18 protein-coding genes are annotated in these 25,707 nt (G+C 42.6%); 7 read left to right on the forward strand and 11 right to left on the reverse strand.

Features of this window, described 5'->3' with window-relative positions:
- Nucleotides 1–52 precede the first annotated feature (52 nt).
- The 4 genes from Bovatus_RS13650 (at nt 53) to Bovatus_RS13665 (ending at nt 5,631) form a co-directional block, all read left to right on the forward strand.
- The gene (locus tag Bovatus_RS13650; RefSeq protein WP_004296367.1) at nt 53–1,834 is read left to right on the forward strand and encodes an aminopeptidase P family protein; all 1,782 of its coding nucleotides are present in this window, start codon (nt 53–55) and stop codon (nt 1,832–1,834) included.
- 148 nt (nt 1,835–1,982) lie between these two features.
- Nucleotides 1,983–2,498 (forward strand): gamma carbonic anhydrase family protein, encoded by a 516-nt coding sequence (locus tag Bovatus_RS13655; RefSeq protein ID WP_004296368.1) that lies wholly within the window; start codon nt 1,983–1,985, stop codon nt 2,496–2,498.
- A 290-nt stretch (nt 2,499–2,788) separates the two neighbouring features.
- Entirely contained in the window at nt 2,789–4,000 is a 1,212-nt protein-coding gene (locus tag Bovatus_RS13660) for a peroxiredoxin family protein (RefSeq protein WP_004296369.1), read from the forward strand.
- Complete coding sequence (locus Bovatus_RS13665; RefSeq protein WP_004296370.1) at nt 3,997–5,631, forward strand: TlpA family protein disulfide reductase; 1,635 nt, start codon at nt 3,997–3,999, stop codon at nt 5,629–5,631. The genes Bovatus_RS13660 and Bovatus_RS13665 overlap by 4 nt, the downstream gene beginning before the upstream one ends.
- A 274-nt stretch (nt 5,632–5,905) precedes the next feature.
- On the opposite strand, the gene Bovatus_RS13670 is transcribed toward Bovatus_RS13665, so the two are convergent.
- Nucleotides 5,906–7,129, reverse strand: a complete 1,224-nt coding sequence (locus tag Bovatus_RS13670; protein ID WP_004296372.1) for a 3-deoxy-D-manno-octulosonic acid transferase — start codon at nt 7,127–7,129, stop codon at nt 5,906–5,908.
- Between the two features lie 12 nt (nt 7,130–7,141).
- Nucleotides 7,142–8,659: a glutamate--tRNA ligase gene (gene gltX / locus Bovatus_RS13675; protein ID WP_004296373.1), complete on the reverse strand. Its 1,518-nt coding sequence runs from the start codon at nt 8,657–8,659 to the stop codon at nt 7,142–7,144.
- Between the two features lie 94 nt (nt 8,660–8,753).
- On the opposite strand from gltX, the gene Bovatus_RS13680 reads away from it, so the two are divergent.
- The gene (locus tag Bovatus_RS13680; protein ID WP_004296374.1) at nt 8,754–10,826 is read left to right on the forward strand and encodes an HD family phosphohydrolase; all 2,073 of its coding nucleotides are present in this window, start codon (nt 8,754–8,756) and stop codon (nt 10,824–10,826) included.
- On the opposite strand, the gene Bovatus_RS13685 is transcribed toward Bovatus_RS13680, so the two are convergent.
- The 9 genes from Bovatus_RS13685 to aspA all read right to left on the reverse strand — a co-directional run bounded on the left by Bovatus_RS13685 (nt 10,801) and on the right by aspA (nt 23,119).
- Nucleotides 10,801–11,271 carry a low molecular weight protein-tyrosine-phosphatase gene (locus Bovatus_RS13685; protein ID WP_004296375.1) on the reverse strand — a complete coding sequence of 157 codons (471 nt, stop codon included), beginning with the start codon at nt 11,269–11,271 and terminating at the stop codon, nt 10,801–10,803. The genes Bovatus_RS13680 and Bovatus_RS13685 overlap by 26 nt on opposite strands.
- Nucleotides 11,272–11,288: 17 nt before the next feature.
- The gene (locus Bovatus_RS13690; RefSeq protein WP_004296376.1) at nt 11,289–13,085 is read right to left on the reverse strand and encodes a DUF4091 domain-containing protein; all 1,797 of its coding nucleotides are present in this window, start codon (nt 13,083–13,085) and stop codon (nt 11,289–11,291) included.
- Between the two features lie 51 nt (nt 13,086–13,136).
- Entirely contained in the window at nt 13,137–15,593 is a 2,457-nt protein-coding gene (gene priA, locus Bovatus_RS13695) for a replication restart helicase PriA (RefSeq protein WP_004296377.1), read from the reverse strand.
- Between the two features lie 191 nt (nt 15,594–15,784).
- Nucleotides 15,785–16,360 carry a porin family protein gene (locus Bovatus_RS13700; protein WP_004296378.1) on the reverse strand — a complete coding sequence of 192 codons (576 nt, stop codon included), beginning with the start codon at nt 16,358–16,360 and terminating at the stop codon, nt 15,785–15,787.
- Between the two features lie 77 nt (nt 16,361–16,437).
- Nucleotides 16,438–18,651, reverse strand: coding sequence for an outer membrane beta-barrel family protein (locus Bovatus_RS13705; RefSeq protein ID WP_004296379.1), 2,214 nt, complete (start codon nt 18,649–18,651; stop codon nt 16,438–16,440).
- A 276-nt stretch (nt 18,652–18,927) separates the two neighbouring features.
- Nucleotides 18,928–19,503 carry an RNA polymerase sigma factor gene (locus Bovatus_RS13710; RefSeq protein WP_004296381.1) on the reverse strand — a complete coding sequence of 192 codons (576 nt, stop codon included), beginning with the start codon at nt 19,501–19,503 and terminating at the stop codon, nt 18,928–18,930.
- Nucleotides 19,496–19,975, reverse strand: a complete 480-nt coding sequence (locus Bovatus_RS13715; RefSeq protein WP_004296382.1) for a hypothetical protein — start codon at nt 19,973–19,975, stop codon at nt 19,496–19,498. The genes Bovatus_RS13710 and Bovatus_RS13715 overlap by 8 nt, the downstream gene beginning before the upstream one ends.
- A 224-nt stretch (nt 19,976–20,199) precedes the next feature.
- The gene (locus Bovatus_RS13720; protein ID WP_004296383.1) at nt 20,200–20,631 is read right to left on the reverse strand and encodes a hypothetical protein; all 432 of its coding nucleotides are present in this window, start codon (nt 20,629–20,631) and stop codon (nt 20,200–20,202) included.
- A 1,054-nt stretch (nt 20,632–21,685) separates the two neighbouring features.
- Entirely contained in the window at nt 21,686–23,119 is a 1,434-nt protein-coding gene (gene aspA / locus Bovatus_RS13725; protein ID WP_004296384.1) for an aspartate ammonia-lyase, read from the reverse strand.
- A gap of 178 nt (nt 23,120–23,297) precedes the next feature.
- On the opposite strand from aspA, the gene Bovatus_RS13730 reads away from it, so the two are divergent.
- Both Bovatus_RS13730 and ansB read left to right on the forward strand, forming a co-directional pair.
- Nucleotides 23,298–24,608 carry an anaerobic C4-dicarboxylate transporter family protein gene (locus Bovatus_RS13730; protein WP_004323663.1) on the forward strand — a complete coding sequence of 437 codons (1,311 nt, stop codon included), beginning with the start codon at nt 23,298–23,300 and terminating at the stop codon, nt 24,606–24,608.
- Between the two features lie 35 nt (nt 24,609–24,643).
- The gene (gene ansB / locus Bovatus_RS13735) at nt 24,644–25,702 is read left to right on the forward strand and encodes an L-asparaginase 2 (protein ID WP_004296386.1); all 1,059 of its coding nucleotides are present in this window, start codon (nt 24,644–24,646) and stop codon (nt 25,700–25,702) included.
- Nucleotides 25,703–25,707 lie beyond the last annotated feature (5 nt).

A 25,707-nucleotide genomic window follows, 5' to 3' on the forward strand; every position in this document is an offset into this window, starting at 1 on the left:
AGAAAGTTAGTACCTTTGAAACACTTACATGTCTATAATAATATAATAAAGTATGAAACAGAGCATAAAAGAGCGAGTGCATGCACTGCGCATGACCTTTCATCCCAATTCTATCAAAGCGTTCATTATTCCCAGCACCGACCCTCATCTTAGTGAATATGTGGCTCCCCACTGGATGTCACGGGAGTGGATTTCCGGTTTTACTGGTTCTGCCGGAACAGCGGTTATCCTGATGGATAAAGCAGGATTATGGACCGACTCGCGTTATTTTCTGCAAGCTACGAAGGAATTGGAGGGCAGCGGCATTACCTTATATAAAGAGATGTTGCCGGAGACTCCCAGTATTACAGAATTTCTCTGCCAACACTTAAAACCTGGAGAATCTGTAAGTATCGACGGGAAAATGTTTTCTGTGCAACAGGTCGAACAGATGAAAGAAGAACTGGCGGCACATCAGTTACAGGTCGACATATTTGGAGATCCATTGAGTAGCATTTGGAAAGACCGGCCCGCCATGCCTGATTCTCCTGCCTTTATTTATGATATCAAATATGCAGGAAAAAGCTGTGAAGAGAAAATATCCGCCATCCGTACGGAGTTGAAAAAGAAAGGTGTCTATGCTTTATTCATATCCGCGCTCGACGAGATCGCATGGACTCTCAATTTGCGAGGAAACGATGTACATTGCAATCCGGTCATAGTAAGTTACCTGTTAATCACACAGGATGAAGTGACTTATTTTATTTCACCGGAGAAAGTGACGGCAGAGGTAGAGACTTATCTAAAGGAACGGCAGATTGGAATACAGAAGTATGATGAGGTAGAGACATTCCTGAATTCTTTTCCGGGAAAAAACATTCTGATTGACCCAGGGAAAACGAATTATTCTATCTATTCATCTATTAATCCGCAATGTTCTATTCTTCGTGGTGAGTCGCCCGTCGCATTATTGAAAGCGATTCGCAATGAGCAGGAGGTCGCCGGCATCCACGCTGCCATGCAACGGGATGGAGTAGCACTCGTCAAATTCCTCAAATGGCTGGAAGAATCCGTATCTACCGGAAAAGAGACAGAATTAAGTATAGATAAAAAGTTGCATGAGTTTAGGGCTGCACAGCCTCTCTACATGGGGGAAAGTTTCGACACGATTGCAGGATATAAAGAACATGGGGCAATCGTACATTATTCAGCTACCCCGGAAAGTGAGGTGACTCTTCAGCCCAGAGGGTTCTTACTCTTAGATTCAGGAGCCCAATATCTGGACGGAACCACTGACATCACCCGAACCATTGCCTTAGGCGAACTTACAGAAGAAGAAAAAACGGATTATACCCTTATATTAAAAGGACACATCGCGTTGGCTATGGCCAAATTCCCTGCCGGAACCCGTGGAGCCCAGCTCGATGTACTAGCCCGTATGCCTATCTGGAACCACAGAATGAATTTTCTTCATGGCACAGGACATGGCGTCGGACATTTCCTGAGTGTACACGAAGGGCCGCAAAGCATTCGTATGAATGAGAGCCCTGTCATTTTGCAGCCCGGCATGGTTACTTCCAATGAGCCTGGTGTTTATAAAGCAGGCAGTCACGGGATACGTACGGAGAACCTGACGTTGGTTTGCAAAGATGGAGAGGGAATGTTTGGAGAATATCTTAAGTTTGAAACTATCACTTTATGCCCAATCTGCAAAAAAGGGATCATCAAGGAGATGCTGACAAATGAAGAAATTGAATGGTTAAACAATTACCATCAGACTGTCTACGAGAAGTTGTCACCGGATCTTAACGAAGAAGAAAAAGTTTGGTTACAAGAGGCAACTGCTTCCCTTTAAACAGAACTTGTCTGACACCCGGGTGTCAAGCATACTGAGACCCGGGTGTCAGACTGCTCAAGACCCGGGTCTCATACATCACGACACCCGGGTGTCGTACAACATAGAACTGCATTAAATAAAAAACTTTATTAGAAACAAATATTATATGGCTTTAATTAAATCAGTACGGGGTTTTACTCCCGAAATCGGAGAAAACTGCTTCCTTGCAGATAATGCAACTATTATAGGAGATGTAAAAATAGAAAATGATTGTAGCATTTGGTTTAATACGGTATTAAGAGGTGACGTCAACTCCATACGAATTGGCAATAGCGTCAACATCCAAGATGGAAGTGTCTTGCATACATTATATCAGAAATCGACTATTGAAATTGGCGATCATGTATCTGTAGGGCATAATGTTACCATTCATGGGGCGACCATCAAAGATTATGCATTGGTAGGGATGGGGTCAACCGTCCTGGATCACGTCGTAGTTGGCGAAGGAGCAATCGTTGCCGCCGGTTCGCTGGTATTAAGCAATACCATCATTGAGCCGGGAAGCATTTGGGGAGGGGTACCCGCGAAATTCATTAAAAAGGTAGATCCTGAACAAGCCAAAGAACTGAATCAGAAGATTGCTCACAATTATTTGATGTACTCACAATGGTATAAGGAATAACATTAAGTAAAACCGAAAACTAAACTTCGTTCCTCCTTTCTCTTATGTTTTTAAGAAAAAGGGGGAACGTTTTTTTTTCAGATCTCCATTGACACTTCAATAGCCACATTAATAAAACAAACCATTTACAAACACTTACCATAAGATTCATACTACTAAAACTAATCATCATTGATTCCTAGAATCTATATTCATATTATTTAACCATCTGGAAATAGATATATTACGAATTATTCGTAGATTTGTAAGACATTAAATCCGGCCAGTGAACCAACAAACACTTATTCATTATGAAAATTAAACTACTACTTACAATTCTTTTATTGGCAGAAACAATAACCGCCAATGCACAAAACGCAGAAAAAGAATATTTAAAGAAAGTACTTACCAATTTAGAAAAGATTGAATCTGCAACCTACTATGTCACCAACGAAAGCTGGCAACCTGGTGATTCAACCGCATTATCTACCTTGCACAGCTTCATTAAAGAGTACGATAATCCAATGGACTCAACCATAGGAGCAAGTTATGTTTCACTAGATGCCAATGATACAACAAAACTGGAATTTTGTTATGACGGCAACATAAGAGCATTACCTTATCACGAAAATAAGAAATTAGCAATTGATGATTTCACATTCAGACCACTTCCTTTCAGGCTAGTAAGTCCTCCATTCTTCAATCACGCAAAGAATATCATCAGATATGCACTTACCACTAAGGATCATATTGTAACAGAGTTGAAAGATGAGGGTGATAATTATTATTTTAAATTAGTCATTGATGAGAATCAACAGGTTGAGTTCTTTGGAAAAGCTTATCACATGCCACTTCCTCCATTCGATATCGGCAGTACAACTTCTATTTATGAGTTATGGATCAACAAGTCGAATGACCTGCCTTATAAAAAACGAAGAGAGATGTCGCATGATATTTCCGTTTCAACTTGCTCAAATCTTGCAATCAATAGACACACAATTTACGACTTTAACGCGTCAGATTATTTCCCCAAAGATTATGAGATAGTAAAATACAGCGACCTCTACAAGAAAAAAGCAGAACCAACAGCATCCAGTCTTATAGGAAAAAAAGCTCCCGGCTGGATATTAGAAAATATAGAAGCACAGCCGGTATCATTAGCCGACTACAAAAGCAAAATCATACTAATCAACTTCACAGGCATTGGTTGTGGCGCCTGTCAGGCAGCCATCCCCTTCTTGAAACAGCTAAAAGATTCATTCACCAGTGAAGAGTTTGAGCTGATTGCAATAGAATCCTGGAGCCGTAAAGTATCTGCTATCCGAAATTACGCAAAGCGAAAGGAATTGAATTATACCATTCTGAATGCAACAAATGAGGTTATCAAACAATATCAGACCGGTGGTGCCGCACCTTACTTTTTCATAGTAGACCAAGAACGAATCATACGAAAAGTAATCAGAGGTTATAGTAATGAGAATACAGATAAAGAAATAATAAATGCAATAAAAGAACTACTATGAACATGAACAGACTATTTACTTGTCTTTGTTTGTCCTTGTTATTCAACCTGGTACAAGCACAATTACCCATCCCCGAATATCAGAAAGGAAAGGCCATTTTAAGTGGTACAATCGCCAATTACCATCCGAATGACAATCTGATATTCAAGATCGGAGCTCCCAATATCGTGATGGGAACAGCCGAAACTCTTTATCCGACTGTTGAGTCAGACGGAAGCTTTACTATTAATATTCCTCTCTACCATCATACACAAGTACGGATGATGATAGGAAATGCTGATTTAGTCATTCTGCTAAGTCCCGAAAAAGAAACAAATGTAGCTATCAATCTAAGTAATCCACCAGGAAAACAGTTTGTATTTAGCGGCCAATATGCTACCATTAACAATGAATGGTGCCAGCCGGAACTGATAACAAAGATACCACCTGTTTATAGTGATGGCGACCTATTGGATTCCATTGTAGGCATTAGTGCCAATGAATTCAAAAAACGATGTATCAACCAATACAAACGATATGTAACGCACAACAGCGCACAGTTACAATTCAGCGAAGACACTCGCACACTCGCCAATCTCTCATGCGCATTTGATTGCCTGGAAAATCTACAGGCCACCCACTATTGCCTGCAAACTGCTTATCAAAAGAAGGAAAACATTACGCGGGAACAAGCTTTTGCTGCTTTTCTTGATGTATATTTGCCCGATGATTTCCACAATTATTTGAAGGATTTCCCAGTCAATCACCCTTTAGCACTCTATTGTTATAATTACCGCAATGTAGTCATGGATTTATATGATACCCACAAAGACCCACTCGCTTACGAAAAAAATCTATTGAAAAATGCACCACTCACTAAAGAGGAACAGACACTTATCCATCAATATGAAACGGCTTTCAAAGCAGGTATCTCCTTTCAGCAAGAAAGCGAGCTAATGGCACTTAGTGCAAAATACTTCAAAGAAAATGACCAATTCAGATGGGAGTCATTCTCCAAAGCAAAAGAACGTCTTAGTAATATCATACAAGACAGCACAAGTTTAATAGTTGACTACATACGAGCAATCTATATGCGTTCCAGTTTTTACAATTTACAACCTCTGACACCCCGACAAGAGCTCATGGCTTCGGAAATTACCAATCCTATCTTCTTAGGTATCATTCAAGACATGAACCGCCAGATGCAACCCCGACAGCAAACGATAACAAAGAAATTCACTATTTGCGAAGCACCACAAGTTCCGGAAAAGGAACTGTTGACTGCTCTCATTGCCCGCCACAAAGGGAAGGTACAGTTTATCGACTTTTGGGCTACCTGGTGCGGCGGCTGCCGGCAAATCATCAAGGAATATGAACCACTAAAGAAAAAAATAGGTGAAGACAAAGTTGCTTTCATTTACCTCACAGGCCCCAGTTCTATAAAAAAGACTTGGGATATACTAATACAAGACATTGCCGGAGAACATTACTGGCTGAACAAAGAACAGTGGGGTTATCTTTGGAATCATTTTCAGATGACGGGATTACCGATGTACCTGATAATAGATAAAAAAGGAAATATCGCAAAACAATTCACCCACGTAACAGCCAAAGAGTTGAAAAAGTTGCTAGAGTTAGAAGTCAACAGATAAGGTACCTAGCTACAAATGCAGGAAACAGGTTCTTCGTCAAATCTGGTGAAAAGTTGTCCTCTATTCATTTATATAATTCAGTAGATGCCTGTTTTTCTAAAGGATTTACCACCCAATTTGACAAAGAGCCGAAAGCAATGAGAAGTGTGCCAAAGCTCCTTAATAAACAAAGAATCACCTTTATCACAATTATCTGTGGTAAAGGTGATTCTTTGTTTATTAAGGTTTTGTATTGCCCTCTTATATCGAATTCACATTGATCTACAATATATATTTAGAAATTAATCATGTGCATAATCTTCTCCGTCGCACCGGCATTGCTAGTCACATAATAACCGGCATTCGTTCCGGTTTCGCGCAAAAACACCTCATCTGTCAGGAAACGATCCAGCAAAGTTTTCAGTTCATCATAGTCTTTGATAGAATAAGCACCTTTTGCTTCCAGCAATTGAACAGCCTCCATGAATTTCTGATACTTCGGTCCGAAAATCACCGGAATACCATATACAGCCGCTTCCAAGGTGTTGTGGATTCCGACCCCGAAACCACCGCCGATATAAGCTATTTCACCATAGCGGTAAATAGAGGATAACAGACCGAAACAGTCTATTATAAGGCAATCCGCTTTCAATACATTTCTTTCGTCAGCACGGGTATAGCGCACATACGGACGTTTCAATTTACCGATGATCTCAACCAGGTGATTCTCATCGATCACATGCGGAGCAATAATCAGTTTCATTTCCGGATGATTATTGAAATATTCGAGGAATAAATCCTCATCAGGTCCCCATGAACTTCCGGCAACAAAAGTAAAAGAATTGTTTCCTTTAAACTTCTCCACCAACGGGAGCTCTTTAGCCTCTTCGCGGATTTGCAGTACACGGTCAAAACGGGTATCCCCCACCACTGTCACACGACTGATGCCGATTTTCGACAAATAACGTTTGGATGCCTCATTCTGAACAAACAGATGATCGAAATCTTTCAAGACATTGCGATAAGTGCCACCGTACCATTTAAAGAATATTTGTTCGCGACGGAAGATGGACGACACACTATATACCGGAATACGGCGCTTGTGAAGCTCATCCAGATAATTCTTCCAAAACTCATATTTGATAAAGAACGCCATGCAAGGATTTGCAATATCCAGGAACTTCTTCACATTCCTCGGCTTATCAAACGGCAGATAGCAGACAATATCCGCCCCCCGGTAATGCTTGCGCACTTCATAACCGGAAGGAGAGAAAAATGTCAGCAATATCTTATAGTTAGGATATTTCTCACGAATCATTTCTATCAGAGGGCGTCCTTGTTCAAACTCCCCCAGTGAAGCAGCGTGAAACCAAATATACTGTTCCCCTTTTTCCACTTGTTGGCGTAAGAGTTCATACACCACCCAATGCCCCTTCATCATCTTCCGGGGCTTGCGGCTAAACGGAGCAGCCAAATGGACGATAAAGTCATAAATGACTATTGCCAGGTCGTAAAGCATAGTACTGATCGATTACTTCAAAACCTCTACCGCTCGTTTCATACGAGCTATCGTCTCCTCTTTGCCCAATACCCAGGAAATATCGAACATGTGCGGGCCTTTTCCTTCACCCACCAATGTCAGACGGAAAGCATTCATGATATTACCGGTATGGTAACCTTTCTCTGCAATCCAGTCCATAACGACTTTTTCCTGTCCTTCAATGCTAAAATCTTCAATACCGGCAATCACTTCTGCCAATTCGGTCATACATTTTGCAGAATCTTCTTTCCAGCGTTTCTTCACCGTCTTTTCATCATATTCGGTAGGAGCCACAAAGAAGAAGCTACAAACATCCCACAGTTCTTTAATGAAACTTACCCGGTCTTTCATCATGCCAACCACAGTCACTACCTTTTCGAAAGGAGCCTCTACGCCTTGTTCTTTCAAGAAAGGCAAGAACAGTTCCGCAATTTCTTCGTTAGGTTTCTGCTGTATATATTGATGATTGAACCATATTCCTTTTTTATAGTCGAACTTAGCTCCCGACTTGCTGCAACGGTGAAGATCAAACAATTTAATCAATTCGTCCATCGACATCACTTCCTGATCATTGCCCGGATTCCATCCCAATAAAGCCAGGAAATTAATCACAGCTTCGGGTAAATAACCGGATTCGCGATAACCAGAAGAGATTTCTCCGGATTTCGGATCGTGCCATTCCAATGGAAATACAGGGAATCCGAGACGGTCACCGTCACGCTTGCTTAATTTTCCATTACCTTCCGGTTTCAATAACAAAGGCAGGTGAGCAAATTCCGGCATCGTATCTTCCCAACCGAAAGCACGGTACAACAACACATGCAAAGGAGCGGAAGGCAACCATTCTTCACCACGAATCACGTGGGAAACTTCCATCAAATGGTCATCCACGATATTTGCCAAATGGTAAGTAGGCAGTTCGTCAGCCGATTTATAAAGCACTTTGTCATCCAGAATAGATGAGTTGATTACTACTTCGCCACGAATCAGGTCATTTACATGTATATCTTCATTCGGTTCGATTTTGAAACGAACAACATATTGTTTGCCTTCAGCAATCAGTGCATCCACTTCTTCTTTCGGCATAGTTAATGAATTGCGCATCATACCACGGGTAGATGCATCATATTGGAAGTTAGCAATTTCAGCACGCTTAGCGTCCAGCTCCTCCGGAGTATCAAAAGCGATGTAAGCTTTTCCATTTTCCAGCAAAATCTGCACATATTTCTTGTAGATTTCGCGGCGCTCCGACTGACGGTATGGACCCTGTTCACCACCGAAGCTCACTCCCTCGTCAAAGTGGATACCTAACCACTTAAAAGATTCGAGTATATACTCTTCCGCTCCCGGAACGAACCGGTTAGAGTCAGTGTCTTCAATACGAAATATCAAGTCTCCGCCGTGTTGACGTGCAAATAGATAATTATACAAAGCTGTACGCACACCACCGATGTGCAATGCTCCCGTAGGACTTGGAGCAAAACGAACTCTTACTTTTCTTTCTGCCATAATTTGGGTTAGTATAGGTAAATCGTGGCAAAATTAAACCTTTTTTTCCACACTATTGTTTTTTTTTGTACTTTTCGCAAAAATTTCAGTGGATATGGAACATTTGAAGAAGAAAAAAAGATTTTCATGGAGAGATTTACTATATAAATCACTGCTGTTTGTAGGCACTGTGGCGCTGATTGTTTATTTCCTGCCACGTGACGGAAAATTCAATTACCAGTTCGACATCAACAAGCCCTGGAAATACGGACAGTTGATCGCTACTTTCGACTTTCCTATTTATAAAGAGGATGCAGTGGTAAAAAGGGAACAAGATAGCCTGATGGCTTTCTTCCAACCTTATTATCAACTGGATAAAAATATAGAAAAAGACGCAATCGCCAAGCTGAAAGAGAATTACCATACGAATCTGAAAGGTATTCTCCCTTCCATCGATTATTTGCGGTACATTGAGCGCACTTTAAAAGAAATCTATCAGGCAGGCATCGTTTCGACAGAGAATATACAGCTGCTTCACAAAGACAGCACTTCATCTGTCATGGTGATTGATGACAAACTGGCTAATCCACAGGCTACCGAGAATCTTTACACGGTAAAAAAAGCCTATGAGCACTTGCTGTCAGCAGACTCTACTCATTTCAACCGGGAAATTTTAAGGCAATGCTCCCTGAACGAATACATCACCCCCAACCTTACCTTTGACGAGGAACGTACCCAGGCTGCCAAAGAAGAAATCCTGAACAACTATTCCTGGGCAAACGGATTAGTAGTCAGCGGGCAAAAGATTATCGACCGGGGGGAAATCGTCAGCCCGCATACCTATAATATCCTGGAGTCATTACGCAAAGAATCCATCAAACGGAATGAGTCCATGGGACAAAACCGCCTGATTCTCGGCGGACAGATTCTGTTTGTAGGAATGCTGATGCTTTGTTTTATGCTTTATCTCGACCTGTTCCGAAAAGACTACTATCAACGGAAAGGCAGTCTGTCATTGCTATTCACGTTGATTGTATTTTACAGTGTCATAACCGCTTTCATGGTAACACATAATCTATTTAATGTGTATATCATCCCGTACGCGATGCTACCCATTATCATTCGCGTCTTTCTTGATTCGAGGACTGCTTTCCTGACGCATGTCATCACTATATTGATATGCTCCATATCCTTACGCTTTCCGCATGAATTCATTCTGACACAGTTGGCTGCAGGATTAGTGGCGATATTCAGTCTAAGAGAGCTATCGCAAAGGTCCCAACTTTTCCGAACGGCTTTATTGGTTATACTGACTTATGCAGCCATTTATTTCGCCTTCGAGTTGATGACAGAGAACGGTCTTTCCACCGACTTTTCAAAGTTGAACATACGAATGTACACTTACTTCATCATCAATGGAATTCTGTTATTATTCACCTATCCTTTACTCTTTTTATTGGAAAAAACTTTCGGATTTACTTCCAATGTAACGTTGGTAGAACTTTCGAATATCAATAATGACCTTTTGCGGCAAATGTCCGAGACGGTTCCGGGAACATTCCAACATTCCATGCAAGTGGCCAATCTTGCTGCAGAAGCAGCCATCCGCATTGGAGCCAAAAGCCAGTTAGTACGTACAGGAGCTTTGTATCATGATATTGGTAAGATGGAAAACCCTGCTTTTTTCACAGAAAATCAGTCAGGAGGAGTTAACCCGCATAAGAACCTGAATTACGAACAAAGTGCGCAGGTCGTCATCAGTCATGTGACGGATGGATTGAAGTTAGCCGATAAACACAATCTGCCTAAAGCCATCAAGGACTTTATCAGCACGCATCATGGACGGGGAAAAACAAAATATTTCTATATTTCCTGGAAGAACGAGCATCCGGACGAAGAACCGAATGAAGAACTGTTCACCTATCCCGGGCCGAATCCGTTCACCAAAGAACAGGCTATCCTGATGATGGCGGATGCCGTAGAAGCTGCCTCACGCAGTCTTCCGGAATATACAGAAGAAACAATCAGCAACCTGGTCGATAAGATTATCGATTCCCAGGTCACTGAAGGTTACTTTAAAGAATGTCCTATCACTTTCAAGGATATAGCAACAGTGAAAGCTGTGTTCAAAGAAAAACTAAAGATTGCTTATCACACCCGGATCAGTTATCCTGAGTTAAAGAAGTAAGCAAACCTGCGCAAGCATCTTCAAGAACATCAAGTACATATTCAAACCCCTCGGCCCCTCCATAATAGGGGTCGGGGACATGATCTGCAGGAATACGGGTGCAATACTCCGTCATGCGATGAATCTTCTTCCATTCTTCGGGAGAAGGAGCTTTGTCTTTCAAGTCATCTATGTTCCGGTCGTCCATACCGATTATCAGATCAAAATTATAAAAATCTTCCGTACGGACGGGGCGAGAACGATGCACCAATTGATAACCGCGACGGGCTGCATGAGCACGCATCCGGCTATCCGGCAATTCCCCCTGATGATAAGACAGGATTCCGGCAGAATCTATCACAAATTCTTTTTCCAGTCCCGCTTCTTCTATTAAATGAAGCATTACGCCTTCAGCCGTAGAGCTACGGCAAATATTTCCTAAACAGACAAATAATATTTTCTTCATATATACATGATTGTTTCTCAAAATGAGTTCAGTATCTGATTGGCCCGGTTCACGGTTATTGCGGCCGGGATTTCCGGCATACTACCCAAATTGAACGGAGCAAGCATTTTTTCTATTTTCTTTAATCCGGCCTTATTTCCTTTTTTCTCAAATTCCTGACGAAGGATATTGATCTTCTCATGCGCCTGTATGCCTTCAATCAAACGCTCGAAACGAATACAGCTACGAGCACCCGGATATACAAGGTAAGTATCTCCGCCTGCCCAACTGCGGAAACGGGAATCAAGCAGCGGCTCCAATGGCCAGCTGTTATATGCCCAACGCAGATAACCATCCAGATGTTTCTTAGATGAATAATAACTCATCCAGGCTGCTTCTGCAGGATCAGAGAAAGTAAACGTGTTGGGATGGGCTTCCGTACAGCAGGTATAATAATTAGTACGCTTGTTCTCGGCTACACGACGCAGACGCACTTCTTCCGGGAAGTTCTGTCCGATAACAATACAATAATCATATAGATCGGGCTCAATCTCTTCATGATAGTTCCCGGCCAACGATACTTTAAAATCCGGATCAGCTTTACGAATCACTTTCAACGTCTTCTGCATCACTTCCATCGGACGTTCGTCCATTGCAATAGCACAAATATCAAACCATCCTTTTTCTTTCAGATGCTTGGAGAAAGAGGCAAGCATCGCTCCCCACATTTCTTCATAAGCCGCATCACCCGGTGCAGTTTTCACGAATTGCAGAGAGTTGGTTGCCTGATCGTAGTATTGGAATGACAATTCCCATGGAACCATTGAGTAACAATTAATCTGTTTATCAATGCCTACACTCATCATAAATTCCACCCAACGGTCGAAGATAGTATAATCAAAAGCCCATGTTCCATCTGCCCGTTTTATCCAAGTGACCATTGTATCAAAATAATCTTCTGTCTGACCATTCCAAGGCTTGTGCGTCAAAGTAGCCGTAATAATCTTCTGTCCGGCATCTGCCAACATTTTCATTAAAGGACGCATGGCGTCAAAATGCTCCTGACTCCATAAAGGAACCTGATAATAACGTGCCACTGCATAAGGACTTTGCCATAAATCCAAGTGATAAGCCCATTCCGAAGGTTGAGGAAGTTCACGGGAAGAAACGGTAATTTCGAGATTCAGGCGTTGCAATAAACGCGAGCCATCATTAATTAATAACTCCCCTTGATAAGTTCCGGGAGTAGCCGATTGAGGAATCCAACACTGCACCCAAACCGGTTGAACAGTACGAGCGGGCAAAGCCATCGTTTTCAGGTTGGTATCAATAGGATCGGCCACCAATAATGAATCATAATCTATAGACTTCCGATGTCCACAGGCACCTCTCCCATCCTTATTCAATTCATCCGTCATCACATAACGGACAAAACCACCTGTAAATGCATCTTTGGGAAGAACATTTCCCTTTTTGTCTTTAAAATCACCAAAGCTGAAATTCAGGTCTTTCAGTTCTACGCCTGTCCACACAACAGCTTGCGCGTTCACACGTTCGCCACGCCAGCCTTTCAGGGAAACAGTCTGTTGTTTCTTCAACTGCGGGAGTTGATGTTTTGCATACCGTACATCTGTTGTACCCCAAGAAACTTGGGTGGAAGTCACCGCTACCCACTCTTTATCAGAAGGTGCAGTAGGATCAGGCAACTCCTGATAAGTCAGTAAAGGGAACTTCGGTTGTCCTGTCGGAACACCACATTGAGTTACTCCCTGCTGGGCTAAAACTGCACCCACGCTAAAGAGACAAGTCAGAGAAAAAATAGTAAGTCGTTTCATGGTTAGTTAATTAAATGATTAAAGGTTATTATATGGGGGAAAATTATTAAATCACATAGGATCTACATCATAATAGACAATCAAAGATTTATAGCGTTCGTCCGCCAACATCTCGCGCTGAATACGTAGCAACAATTCCCGTGCACGTCCCATTGGGGCATTCTGCTCAATCTTGACAACGATCTTCTTGATAAACAAAGTCTGGATACGGGCAACAGGAGGTTTATCCGGACCTAATACCCGATTGCCAAATACAGCCCGCAACTTATCCGCCATCACTGCCGCCATCTGATCCAGCAACGCTTCATTATGATTTTTCAGATAAACATATACCAGCCGGTAATAGGGAGGATAATGGAACATCTGACGTTCCACCAATTGTCCGCCTACCATATCTTCATAATCATTGGCAATGACCTGATGAATGATAGGATGATCGATGCTCTTGGTTTGCAATACCACCCGTCCGCGTTTATTCTTACGCCCGGCACGTCCTGCTACTTGTGCCATCAACTGAAAAGCACGCTCATAGGAACGGAAATCGGGATAATTCAACATGGTATCGGCATTCAATATACCTACTATACTGACATGATCGAAATCCAACCCTTTTGATACCATTTGGGTACCGATCAATATGTCCGTCTTTCCCTGCTCAAAGTCTGCAATAATCTTCTCATAGGCGGAACGGGTACGTGTAGTATCCAAATCCATCCGGGCAACGGCAGCTTCCGGGAAAAGGATTTTGATGTCGTCTTCAATCTTTTCCGTACCGAAACCACGGTTCACCAGTTCTGTTCCCTCGCAGGCAGGACAGGATTTCGGCAGTTGATACGTATAACCGCAGTAGTGACAGGTTAATTGATTGATTCCTTTATGATAGGTAAGGCTTACGTCGCAATTCTTACACTTAGGCACCCAGCCGCAGGTACGACACTCCACCATCGGAGCAAACCCACGACGGTTCTGAAAGAGAATCACTTGTTCTTTCTGTTCCAAAGCCTCTTTCATATATTGTATCAGAAGTGGCGAGAATTGTCCGACCATCCGCTTTTTGCGATGCAGTTCCTTGATATCCACCGGAATAATCTCCGGCAACTGGATTTCTTTATATCGTTCTTTCAGTTGTACGAAACCATATTTTCCCTCTCTTGCATTCTGCCATGACTCGATAGAGGGAGTGGCCGTACCCAACAGGGTTTTAGCTCCGTACATGGCGGCCAGTACAATAGCCGCGCTACGCGCATGATAGCGGGGAGCGGGATCTTGTTGCTTATACGTATTTTCGTGCTCTTCGTCCACAATCACCAATCCCAGATTTCGGAAAGGCAGGAAAATAGAAGAACGAACACCCAGAATAATATCATACCCGTTCTCTCCCAGTTGCTTCCGCCATATTTCAACCCGTTCAGCATCGGGGAACTTAGAATGATAGATACCCAGACGAGCACCGAAGACCCGTTGCAAACGCTCCGTGATTTGAGTGGTCAATGCAATTTCCGGCAACAAATATAACACCTGCTTTCCCTGACGAATCGCTTCTTCTATCAGATGGATATAAATTTCAGTCTTACCACTGGACGTTACCCCATGAAGCAGACAGACATTTTTCTCTTGAAAAGACTGTACGACTTCATCAAATGCACGCTGTTGAAACTCATTCAAAGGATTTAATTCGACAATCTCCTTCTCCTGCTTATCCAACCGGCCGATTTCATGGTAGTAGATTTCAAAAATCTTCTTATCTACCAATCCATTCAATACAGAAGGGGCCACATTAGTCCGCTGCAACAGTTCTTTCTTGGAGACTTCTTTCGGAGTTCCCGCTCCTAAAACACCGGAACACTCCACATACTTCATGAGTAATGCCAACTGCTTCGGAGCACGAGACAGAATATCAAACAGGATATGAAGCCGCTTTTCATCCGCTGTACCCGCAAGCCGAACCCGTGCCTCTGTTTTAGGTTTATAAGTACGCCTCAACTCCTCCTTTACGAAAATCGCTTCTTTATCGAGCAAAGACTTGATGACCGTAAGAATATTTTTGATACCACTGTCCTTCTCCAGTTTAGTGACGCACTGTTGCGAATCTACGGCAAGTAAATCCAAAATACGTTGCTCACGTTCCGGCAATGGCGCATCCGCTTCAAAATCAGGATTATATTCAACGATCGTTTCACTCTCCAGTTTCAGGCCGGAGGGAAGTGCCGCTTTATAGACATCGCCTTGTGTACAGAGATAATAATCAGCTATCCACTCCCAAAATTTGAATTGAGCGGGTAACAGAATGGGAGAAGCATCCAGCAATGCAGATATATCTTTCACTTCGTACTCCGTTGGAGCACAATAATGAACGTTAAGGACGATAGCCGTATAAAACTTCTTCCGCCCGAAAGGAACTACCACACGGCAGCCTATCTTCACATCTTCCGCACATTCATCCGGCAAAGAGTAAGTAAAACTCTTCGGAAGCGGAAGCGGTAATATGACATCTACATACTTTTTCATTGCAGCTACAAAAATACAATAAAAAAATGGGGATTTAAAAGAAGGGAGAGAGAACACTTAAAAAGAAAACTCTACTTCATACGAGAATTGGAAGAAATATATTCAAGAGCGCAACAGGACAATCCCAAACAAAAAAGAGTTTCCGGTTATCGGAAACTCTTTTTCATATACTATGTAAAGTGATAGACTACTTAAAAAATATAGGCCACAGATACTTGCCAAGTCTTAGTCTTATAAGAAGCATTTGTTCCTTCAATATCAGCAGTATTACCCAATGGGATATTGTAATTAGCACCCACCTGCAAATGGTTCAGCAACTTCAAACCGGCACCCACATTGATACCTACTTCAGCTTTCTTCTTATCAATTCCCGATTTCTTTTCAAAATCGAAATAAAAGTCAGGACCTGCAGCCAGATAAATACCAGCCAGACTTCCCAAGCCAATGGTATATTTCAGGTTTACAGGAATATCAATACCGTTTTGTTTAACAGTAATATCATCATTCCCTTCTGAAACTTTGATACCCCGTTGAGCAAAAAGCAAAGATGCATCTACTCCCAACCCTACGATTGGAATATTAAACTCGGCCATCGGACCGATAAAGAAACCTGTGAAATTATCCTTTTTAAAGTTTTCGCTCACATTAGAGAAACTCGCCTTTGACAAGTTCAAACCTCCCTTTACACCAAAGTGTATCTGCGCCTGAGCAGGCATTGCCATAGCTATACATATAGCAATCATTAAAGCACCAAAAATCTTTTTCATAAATTTACGTGTTTATAATTCGGGACAAAGATATATATTTAGATTAAATAAACACAAATTATTGGTTTTTTGTTCGCTCAAAGTCGTTGTTGTTCACCCAATCCTGCTCCCGTACCTTTATATTTACTTTTCTGCAAATTAAACTTATAGTGAACAGTCAGTTTCACTTCCTGCGTATTCCGCTTTGTCTCCCGGAACATTTTAACCCGGTCGTCATATTGAGTATTAGCATCCCTCATCGAATGAAACAAGTCGTTCCCCTCCAGCAAGCAGTCCACACGTCCGTTGAAAAACGATTTATAGATACTTGTGCTCAAGCAACTAACGGGCCTTGTATAACAGTTCTGATACACTCCCTTGCCTGTATATTCACCATTCAAGCGAAATATATATCCGGCAGGCAATTGAAATGAATTATTCCACCGGATCCCGAATGTCGTTCCGCTCATATTCTTCATTTCATTCAAATAACCGATTTTGAACCATTGAGAGTTGAGGGAAGCCGTCCACTCCGGTTTCCAGCATCCGATACTTGGAGCAAAGACCAGAGAAGCAGTCATTTCATCCCGATGGTCGACATTGCGAAACTTAATAAGAGAGATTTTCGGATCGGAAGTGATCTGTTCGATAGAAAACAGGATATCATCATTATACCGATTGTAGCCGACGGAGAGTTGCAGATCCCGATAGATAGCCCGCATCTCTGCCGCATGAATATAGGTAGGTTGCAAATTAGGAGCTCCTCCCAGATAGGTAAACCGGTTCCCGTAATGAATGGCATTTTTCAACTGTTCATAATGAGGGCGGGCAACCTGAATATGATACCCCAATGCCCACTGCACCTGCCCCATCGCCCCTTCCAGTGACAAGGATGGAAACAGGTTGCGATAGTGTTTGCTCTCATCCGACTGATAAAGACTGTTTTCATAGAAATCATAATACACATCTTCATAACGAAGTCCTGCCGAAGCATTTACACCACCCAAACGATAAACACAATCAAGAAAAAAAGCCAGATTCTTCTCTCTGATTTTATCACTGGTTCCCTCTATTTCATCACCGAACCCCGAAAAGTCGCTGGTGCGATGCGTATAACTATATTCACTGCCTCCGGAAATTCTTCCACCTGCCAGCGGATAAGATAAAACTAACTTTCCGGCATACAACTTATTATCGGTTCTGCTAAGAGTCGTTATGTAGAAATCATCATAATTGCGGCTCAATTCGCTAATATGCTCCTCTTCCTTATTCTTGCCAGCCAATACATCTACATTCAAATCCATTTCCAGACTGTTCACCTCTCCATGATAATATACATTGGAATGATGGCTGGGATATTCTTTCTCAATCGCAAAGGTATACGTATTCCACACATCGTATAATGCTTGCCCGCCATAGACCTCCGTCCGGTTGTCATTGTTCATTTTATTGCGTGGGGCAGAAGTCAATTCATAAGTAGCGCCCAGAGAGTGTTTTTCATTTATTTCATAATTAAATCCTATCTGACTGAAATAACTGATATTTCTTCCTAAATCCGTTGTTTGAGCTTTCTGCTGCCACGAAGCATCCACATACGTATCTTGTACCGATTCTCCCGTTTCCTTGAGATGCTCCAAACGATATTGGAAAGCTCCGAACACATCCAGTCCCTTCCGGTGATATTCCATATTGATCTGATCGTTGTTTCCTACCTTATGCGCATAATCCACTACCGAGCGCACTCCCACTCCAAAGCCATCGTTTTTATTCCCGGTTGTTTTCAATTTCAGGACAGCTCCTACCGATGCTCCATATTCCGCTCCGGGATTGGTTATCAGTTCAACCTGCTTGATATTTTCAGAGTTCAAACGGTCGAGTTCGTCCAAGTTGCGGACTTTCCTGTTATTGATATAGATAAGCGGAACGCCTTTTCCCAACACTTCCAACGTGCCATCCTGCTTCTTCAACACTCCCGGCAAAAGCCCGACTACGTTCATGGCAGTACCTGCCTTACTTAATATTGTATTCTCCACTTTCGTAGTCAATCCTCCATTATCCAACCGGAACTGGGGAAGACGCTGCGTAATCACCACCTCATCCAACATCAAATCATCAGGAATCAGCGTGATATTTTCCTCCACAGAAGACGCAACCCTCTGAACGAACTTCTTATAGCCCACAAAAGACACGGACAACAAATAAGGCCCGGCATCCTGTGCCGTTATTTTAAACACACCTTTGCTATCCGTCACAGCTCCGCCCACAAGCGCAGAATCCGGCACGGACAATAGTGCAACCGTGGCATACTCCACAGGAAGCTGATTTTCACCAATAACCCGACCGCTAAATATCTGTGCAGAAGATTTTTAAGACACCATCAACATCAGCGCAAACAGTAAAATATAATTTGTTTTCATTTTTTCTTTTCGTTTATGTAAGTGATTAGTAAGTACCCGGTAGGGCATAGAATCCCCCTTACCAATATCCCGCAAGGGAGATTGATATAACTATTTGCATAGACAGGAGTTTTCCAAACTATCCGCCGGACGGCAGATAGGAAAGAGAAAGTAATTAGTTAATAGAAATCATCAGTAAGTAAGAATATCGTTATACAGTCCTTCCAATCGTTTGCGCAAATGCTTGACGGCATAATGTTTGCGCGAAAGCACCGTATTTGCAGAAGCACCGGTCGCTTCGGCTACCTCTTTTACAGAAAGTCCTTCCAGCTCCATCAGTTCGAAAACCGTCCGCTGTTCGGCAGGCAATTCACCAAGAGCTGCTTCCAACTCCTGCCATACCAGCGAACGCATATATTCCGTTTCAGGCGAAGGAGCCAGATCATCATTGGCAAACAACACTTCCGAAAATTCACTCAAGACGCTTTCTTCCTCTGCGTAGGCAGAAACAGGCCATTCTTCTTCACTTTTCTTTTTTCCCTTATTGATAATCGTGTTTCGTGTCACTCTGTAAAGCCACGACGTCACCTGCTCAATCGGATTCAAAGTGTTGCTGACCGCTTTTACCAACTGATAAAATACATCCTGTAGAATATCTTCCGCATCTTCCTTACTGGAAACCCTCCGGTGGATAAAGGCTTTCAGTTGCGGCTGATGTTCTTCGATCAGCCGCTCCACATCGCCTTCGTGCCCTTTTTGCTTATTCATCTTTTTTCGAAGAGTCTACATTTTCATCCATCTCGAAGTCTTTATCCATCCCGAAGTCACCCCTGTTAAAGAAGTCGTCTCTACCCCAGGGACCGAATCCCATTTTCTTCCTTTTATTAATAAACTCCTTGCGTTGTTCCGGAGTCATCTTCATCCATTTCTCACGAACCGGATTCATTCCTCTTCCGGGCATTCCAGGCATCCCTCCTCCGGGCCTCCCTCCTCTACGGCCAAAACCGAAACTTCCGAAAAGAATACGCATCAGGACGAGCAAGCCCAATGCCTGCCACAGACTAAGTGCAGGCAGACCAAAAATCACGGGCATCAGCCAATTCCACAATAACATGACTATTGCTCCTATTCCCGCAGCTACAACTAGCCAAAGAATTACAAACACAAATGGATTTCTGAAAAAAGAAAACTTACCGCCACATCTTCCATGAAATCTTCTATTAAAACTTTTTGTTGCCATTATACTTCATTTTTTTAATTCATCATTCTTATTAGTTAAAAGAGCCCTCTACTCTTATAGACAATCGAGATGAAGAAATATTTTATGAAGTTACAAAAAAAATAATAGTACCTGCAATTTTTTGTATAATTGCAACGATCCATACAGTAGTTTCACCGGTTGTTGATGTTCCCGGTCCCGGTTATTCAGTAACATACTACGAGTAGAAAAAAGATAATCCGATTTTACTTCCTGATTTTCATACAGATTCTTTTCAGCCAACAGGTACAGCAAGTAGTCTGCCCCAAGACGAGTTCTTTTTCCAACTTCCGCAATCGGTCACATTGTTTCAACCATTTGATTTGTAAGGTATCATAAAGGATTCCGGCTGCTTTATATCTTGTGATTTCTTTGTCTTGTTTGCCTAAAAGTGATAGGTATATTGAACAAAGTTTTGATTTATCTATGCAATATCGTTCCAGTTTTTCGATATACATCAAAGTAGCCCCTCTTTCATTTCGACTCATAAACTCCTGAACACTGTCATCACTGATGATGTCGATGCCCGGTCTTTCGTAGTCCACAGTGATTTCTCGCATCTCTATCAAGACCCAGATATATTCTGTCTCGAATCCGTACTTTGCAGCTGCCTCTTCTATACTAATCCATTGTGCCATAGCGTTTGTTTTTTCATGTGTGATACAAATAAGGGATGAATAATATTTTATTCATGTATATTAGTACAACGGGCATCCACGCTTTTTGCAGTCCGCCGATTGGCTAGGTTAAAATTGGGGCAATTTATTACTGGCCGAATACAAGAAAGACGTAGATGCTGCTGTACCATTATCCGATTTCAAGGCTAGCTACACCCTCCAGAGAACAATGATGACAGCAGACACCCACGTCAATCGTTTATATATAACACATCTCTTACGAATATGTTGATATACACCGTTCACGTGGAGTATCTACCGTATCATCTCCCTCTGTTTGAATTAGCTATTTCTGAAATCGAGAGATAATACGCTTTTACTCCATATAGGAAATAAAAACCGCTTCCTGCCTGTTCCATCACGCTGATGGGCTGAAAGCGTACGGCAAAGATATATGTTTTTTTTGAAACGCAGTCGAAATATGGAAATAAATACTGGAAGTTATGTATTAAAATGAATCTGACAAAAGACGACTCTACTTCTCATTCTTGATTACTGAAATATCTCTCACAAATAAAAGTTATAGCAGTTTTTACTCTCACACTCTCACCCATTGGTTCAATCCCTTTATTCATCGGCATTACAGGTGTGGGAGTAAAGGTAAGGGCATGGTGAGGGTAACTTTTTACCCTCACCATGCAACAGGTTTCTCCATACGAAAGTTCCAGTCCAATAGTACGAATTTTAGTTTCATATAGTGAAACTAAAAGTTTCTCGGTGTGAAACCAATAGTTTCAAGCTTTGAAACAAAGTGTTTCAAACCTATAAACAAAGAGTTTCAAGCGTATGAAACAAATTGAAACTGCCGTTAACCAAAAATCAGGTTACTTATTAATAGGATTAAGAAGTCAAAACAGTCAACCTAAATCCGGACGAGACAATATAATATCCTAAAAGATTAGCAATTATTTCCATATCGAATAAAAGCAGTACATCATCAAAAATCGCCGGAACAGATCAATGATCTGCCCGGCGATTTCTCATCTTAAACCAATCTCCACTTACTATATATCAATCAACGATTCGGGTGAATGTCCAACTTCACCGGTTTTATCATATTTTCAGGTTTTAAGATAGTATCCAAGTCTTCTTTGGAAAGAATGTTATGTTCCAAAACAAGTTCATAAACTCCCTTCCCGGTTTCCAATGCTTCTTTGGCTATTTTGGTAGAGTTCTTATATCCGATCACCGGATTCAGGGCTGTCACTACTCCAATGCTGTTATGCACATCTCTCCGGCATTTTTCTTCATTAGCCGTAATGCCGTCGATGCATAAGGTGCGCAAAGTGTCAAAACCATTCATCAGTAAATCGGCGGACTCGAAACAGCATTGTGCCATCACCGGCTCCATTGCATTCAGTTCCATTTGAGCTGCTTCACCGCTCATGGCCACACAAAGGTCATTTCCTATTACCTTGTAGGCCACCTGGTTCATCACTTCAGGAATCACCGGATTCACTTTTCCGGGCATGATGGATGAGCCCGGCTGCATTGCCGGCAGATTGATTTCTCCCAATCCACAACGCGGACCGGAAGCCAGCAACCGCAAGTCGTTACATATCTTATTCATTTTAACAGCAATACGCCTCATCACTCCCGAATAACCTACCATGCAGGAAGTGTCCGAAGTAGCTCCCACCAAATCGTCTGCCAGTTTGATATCCAATCCCGTAATCTTGCGCAAAGCGGCAATGCACTTCTCCGCATATTCCGGTTCGGCGGTGATTCCTGTTCCGATGGCTGTTGCTCCCATATTGACTGCCAGAAAATCCTGTGCAGCAAAATCAAGGTTCTTTATTTCATGTGACAAAATACTTGCAAAGCCATTAAAGGTTTGCCCAAGAGTCATCGGTACGGCATCTTCCAATTGGGTACGCCCCATTTTGATGACATGTGCAAACTCATTCGCTTTCTTCCGGAAAGACTCGATCAGAACCTCCAAATGCTTAACCAATTTCAAATGAGTATAATACAGTCCAATGTGAATGGCTGTAGGATAAGCATCGTTGGTAGATTGTGAACGGTTGACGTGATCGTTAGGCGAACAGAATTGATATTCTCCCCGCTGATGCCCCATCAGTTCCAATGCCCGGTTGGCAATCACTTCATTGGCATTCATGTTAGTGGTCGTACCGGCTCCTCCCTGAATCATATCTACGGGGAACTGCTCGTGATGCTTTCCTTCGAGTATTTCTTTACAGGCTCTCAAGATAGCATCCGCTTGTTCTTCAGTTAATAAGTCCAGTTCACGGTTGGCAATGGTGGCTCCCATCTTCGTAATGGCCAATGCCTGAATGAATAAAGGATATTCATTCAAATGAAACTTGCTGATGCGAAAGTTTTCAATGCCACGGAGTGTCTGTACTCCATAGAGTGCACTTTCCGGCACTTCACGACTACCTATCAGGTCACTCTCTGTACGAGTTTTTTTTGATAAATTTTGTTCCATATCGGTTGTTTTATAGTAATAACGTTTTCGTTAGTTCTTATAATAACCAACCAGCGATGTTATTGTTTTAATAAATATGCAAAAACTATTCAAAGACTTTTTTGTTGTAAATAGAAGAAAAAGAAAATACAAAGAGAAGAATCACTTATCTTTGTTTTTGAACTTAAAACAGCAATCTATGATATTACAATTAGCATTTGTTCTGACAGCCATTATTATTGGCGCACGCCTGGGAGGTATCGGACTTGGCGTAATGGGAGGCGTAGGGTTGGCAATACTCACGTTCGTTTTTGGTTTACAACCCACTGCGCCTCCCATCGACGTTATGTTAATGATTGCCGCCGTAATCTCTGCCGCTTCCTGTATGCAGGCAGCCGGAGGTTTGGACTATATGGTGAAACTGGCAGAACATTTGCTTCGTAAAAATCCTTCACACGTCACTCTGCTTAGTCCGCTGGTGACTTACCTCTTTACTTTTGTAGCCGGAACCGGACACGTGGCTTATTCCGTACTGCCGGTGATTGCAGAGGTTGCCACCGAAACAAAAATCCGTCCGGAACGTCCGTTGGGTATTGCCGTCATCGCTTCCCAGCAGGCCATTACAGCAAGTCCGATCTCTGCCGCTACCGTGGCACTTCTCGGACTTTTAGCCGGATTCGACATTACCCTGTTCGACATTCTCAAAATTACGATTCCCGCCACCATCATCGGAGTGTTGGTAGGCGCCTTGTTTTCCATGAGAATCGGTAAGGAACTGGTGGAAGATCCCGAATATCAGAAGAGATTGAAAGAAGGTTTATTCAACAATAAAAAGGTGGAGATTAAAAATGTCAAGAACAAACGTTCGGCAATGATTTCCGTTATCATCTTTATATTGGCAACTGCTTTTATCGTGCTTTTCGGTTCTTTTGAAGGAATGCGCCCCAGTTTCCTGATTGATGGGGAAATTGTCACCTTGGGAATGTCTTCTATCATCGAAATCGTGATGTTGTCGGCTGCCGCAATTATCCTGTTAGTAACGAAGACGGACGGGATCAAGGCAACGCAAGGTTCTGTATTTCCGGCAGGTATGCAGGCGGTGATTGCCATCTTCGGTATTGCCTGGATGGGAGATACCTTTCTTCAGGGAAATATGGGACAGTTGACTCTCTCTATCCAGGGAATTGTGCAACAAATGCCGTGGTTGTTCGGTGTCGCCCTGTTTGTGATGTCTATCCTGCTATATAGCCAGGCTGCCACTGTACGGGCACTCGTCCCTCTGGGCATTGCGTTGGGGATTTCTCCTTATATGCTGATCGCTTTATTCCCGGCCGTGAACGGATATTTCTTTATTCCGAATTATCCTACCGTGGTGGCTGCAATTAATTTCGACCGTACCGGGACAACAAAAATCGGCAAATATGTGTTGAATCATTCGTTCATGATGCCCGGTCTGGTATCGACCGTTGTGGCTATTGCACTAGGTTTGCTTTTTATACAAATATTCTAATAGATTCATATTATTAACCTAAACATCATTCAGTTATGAAACAATTCAAAAGCTTTGGACTGGTAGTAGTCACACTACTGTTTTCCGTAACTATGGCATTCGCCGCAAAACCGAATATTCATATTCTTGCTACGGGAGGAACCATCGCGGGTACGGGAAGCTCGGCTACCGGAACCAGTTATACGGCAGGACAAGTTGCCATCGGTGCACTGCTCGACGCTGTGCCTGAAATTAAAGACATCGCCAACGTAACCGGAGAACAGATTGTCAAAATCGGTTCGCAGGACATGAACGACCAGGTTTGGTTGACGCTTGCCAAGAAAATCAATGAACTACTGAAACGCCCGGACATTGACGGCATCGTGATTACTCACGGAACAGACACCATGGAGGAAACTGCTTACTTCCTGAATCTGACTGTCAAGAGTGACAAACCGGTGGTATTAGTAGGCGCCATGCGTCCGTCTACCGCTCTAAGTGCCGACGGCCCGTTGAACCTTTACAATGCCGTTGTTACCGCAGCCGCAAAAGAATCGAAAGACAAAGGGGTATTGGTTGCCATGAACGGCCTGATCCTCGGAGCGCAGAGCACGGTTAAAATGAATACGGTCGACGTACAAACTTTCCAGGCTCCCAACTCCGGCGCACTGGGTTATGTACTGAACGGAAAAGTGTTCTACAACCAAGTAACGCTAAAAAAACATACTACCCAGTCCGTTTTTGATGTCACTCATCTGAACGCGCTTCCTAAAGTAGGTATCGTGTACAGCTATTCCAACATTGAGGCCGATATGGTAACTCCGATGCTTAGCAACGGGTACAAAGGCATCATCCACGCAGGAGTAGGAAACGGAAATATTCACCAGAACATCTTCCCGGTACTGACGGATGCCCGCCAAAAAGGTATTCTTGTCGTTCGTTCTTCCCGTGTCCCGACCGGACCTACCACACTGGATGCAGAGGTGGACGACGCCAAATATCAGTTTGTGGCTTCGCAGGAACTGAACCCGCAGAAATCTCGTGTTTTGTTAATGCTTGCACTAACAAAAACTACAGACTGGAAACAGATTCAGCAATATTTCAACGAATACTAAAAACC

The organism is Bacteroides ovatus (assembly GCF_001314995.1).
GTDB classification, from domain to species: domain Bacteria; phylum Bacteroidota; class Bacteroidia; order Bacteroidales; family Bacteroidaceae; genus Bacteroides; species Bacteroides ovatus.

Bases quoted from the DNA above. Each gene is read 5' to 3' on its own strand.
- Bovatus_RS13730 (WP_004323663.1), top strand. From the start codon at position 23,298: ATGATATTACAATTAGCATTTGTTCTGACAGCCATTATTATTGGCGCA.
- Bovatus_RS13650 (WP_004296367.1), top strand. From the start codon at position 53: ATGAAACAGAGCATAAAAGAGCGAGTGCATGCACTGCGCATGACCTTT.
- Bovatus_RS13710 (WP_004296381.1), bottom strand. From the start codon at position 19,503: ATGAATAAGCAAAAAGGGCACGAAGGCGATGTGGAGCGGCTGATCGAA.
- Bovatus_RS13700 (WP_004296378.1), bottom strand. From the start codon at position 16,360: ATGAAAAAGATTTTTGGTGCTTTAATGATTGCTATATGTATAGCTATG.
- Bovatus_RS13715 (WP_004296382.1), bottom strand. From the start codon at position 19,975: ATGGCAACAAAAAGTTTTAATAGAAGATTTCATGGAAGATGTGGCGGT.
- Bovatus_RS13655 (WP_004296368.1), top strand. From the start codon at position 1,983: ATGGCTTTAATTAAATCAGTACGGGGTTTTACTCCCGAAATCGGAGAA.
- priA (WP_004296377.1), bottom strand. From the start codon at position 15,593: ATGAAAAAGTATGTAGATGTCATATTACCGCTTCCGCTTCCGAAGAGT.
- Bovatus_RS13665 (WP_004296370.1), top strand. From the start codon at position 3,997: ATGAACATGAACAGACTATTTACTTGTCTTTGTTTGTCCTTGTTATTC.
- Bovatus_RS13670 (WP_004296372.1), bottom strand. From the start codon at position 7,129: ATGCTTTACGACCTGGCAATAGTCATTTATGACTTTATCGTCCATTTG.
- Bovatus_RS13690 (WP_004296376.1), bottom strand. From the start codon at position 13,085: ATGAAACGACTTACTATTTTTTCTCTGACTTGTCTCTTTAGCGTGGGT.
- ansB (WP_004296386.1), top strand. From the start codon at position 24,644: ATGAAACAATTCAAAAGCTTTGGACTGGTAGTAGTCACACTACTGTTT.
- aspA (WP_004296384.1), bottom strand. From the start codon at position 23,119: ATGGAACAAAATTTATCAAAAAAAACTCGTACAGAGAGTGACCTGATA.
- Bovatus_RS13685 (WP_004296375.1), bottom strand. From the start codon at position 11,271: ATGAAGAAAATATTATTTGTCTGTTTAGGAAATATTTGCCGTAGCTCT.
- gltX (WP_004296373.1), bottom strand. From the start codon at position 8,659: ATGGCAGAAAGAAAAGTAAGAGTTCGTTTTGCTCCAAGTCCTACGGGA.
- Bovatus_RS13680 (WP_004296374.1), top strand. From the start codon at position 8,754: ATGGAACATTTGAAGAAGAAAAAAAGATTTTCATGGAGAGATTTACTA.
- Bovatus_RS13720 (WP_004296383.1), bottom strand. From the start codon at position 20,631: ATGGCACAATGGATTAGTATAGAAGAGGCAGCTGCAAAGTACGGATTC.
- Bovatus_RS13660 (WP_004296369.1), top strand. From the start codon at position 2,789: ATGAAAATTAAACTACTACTTACAATTCTTTTATTGGCAGAAACAATA.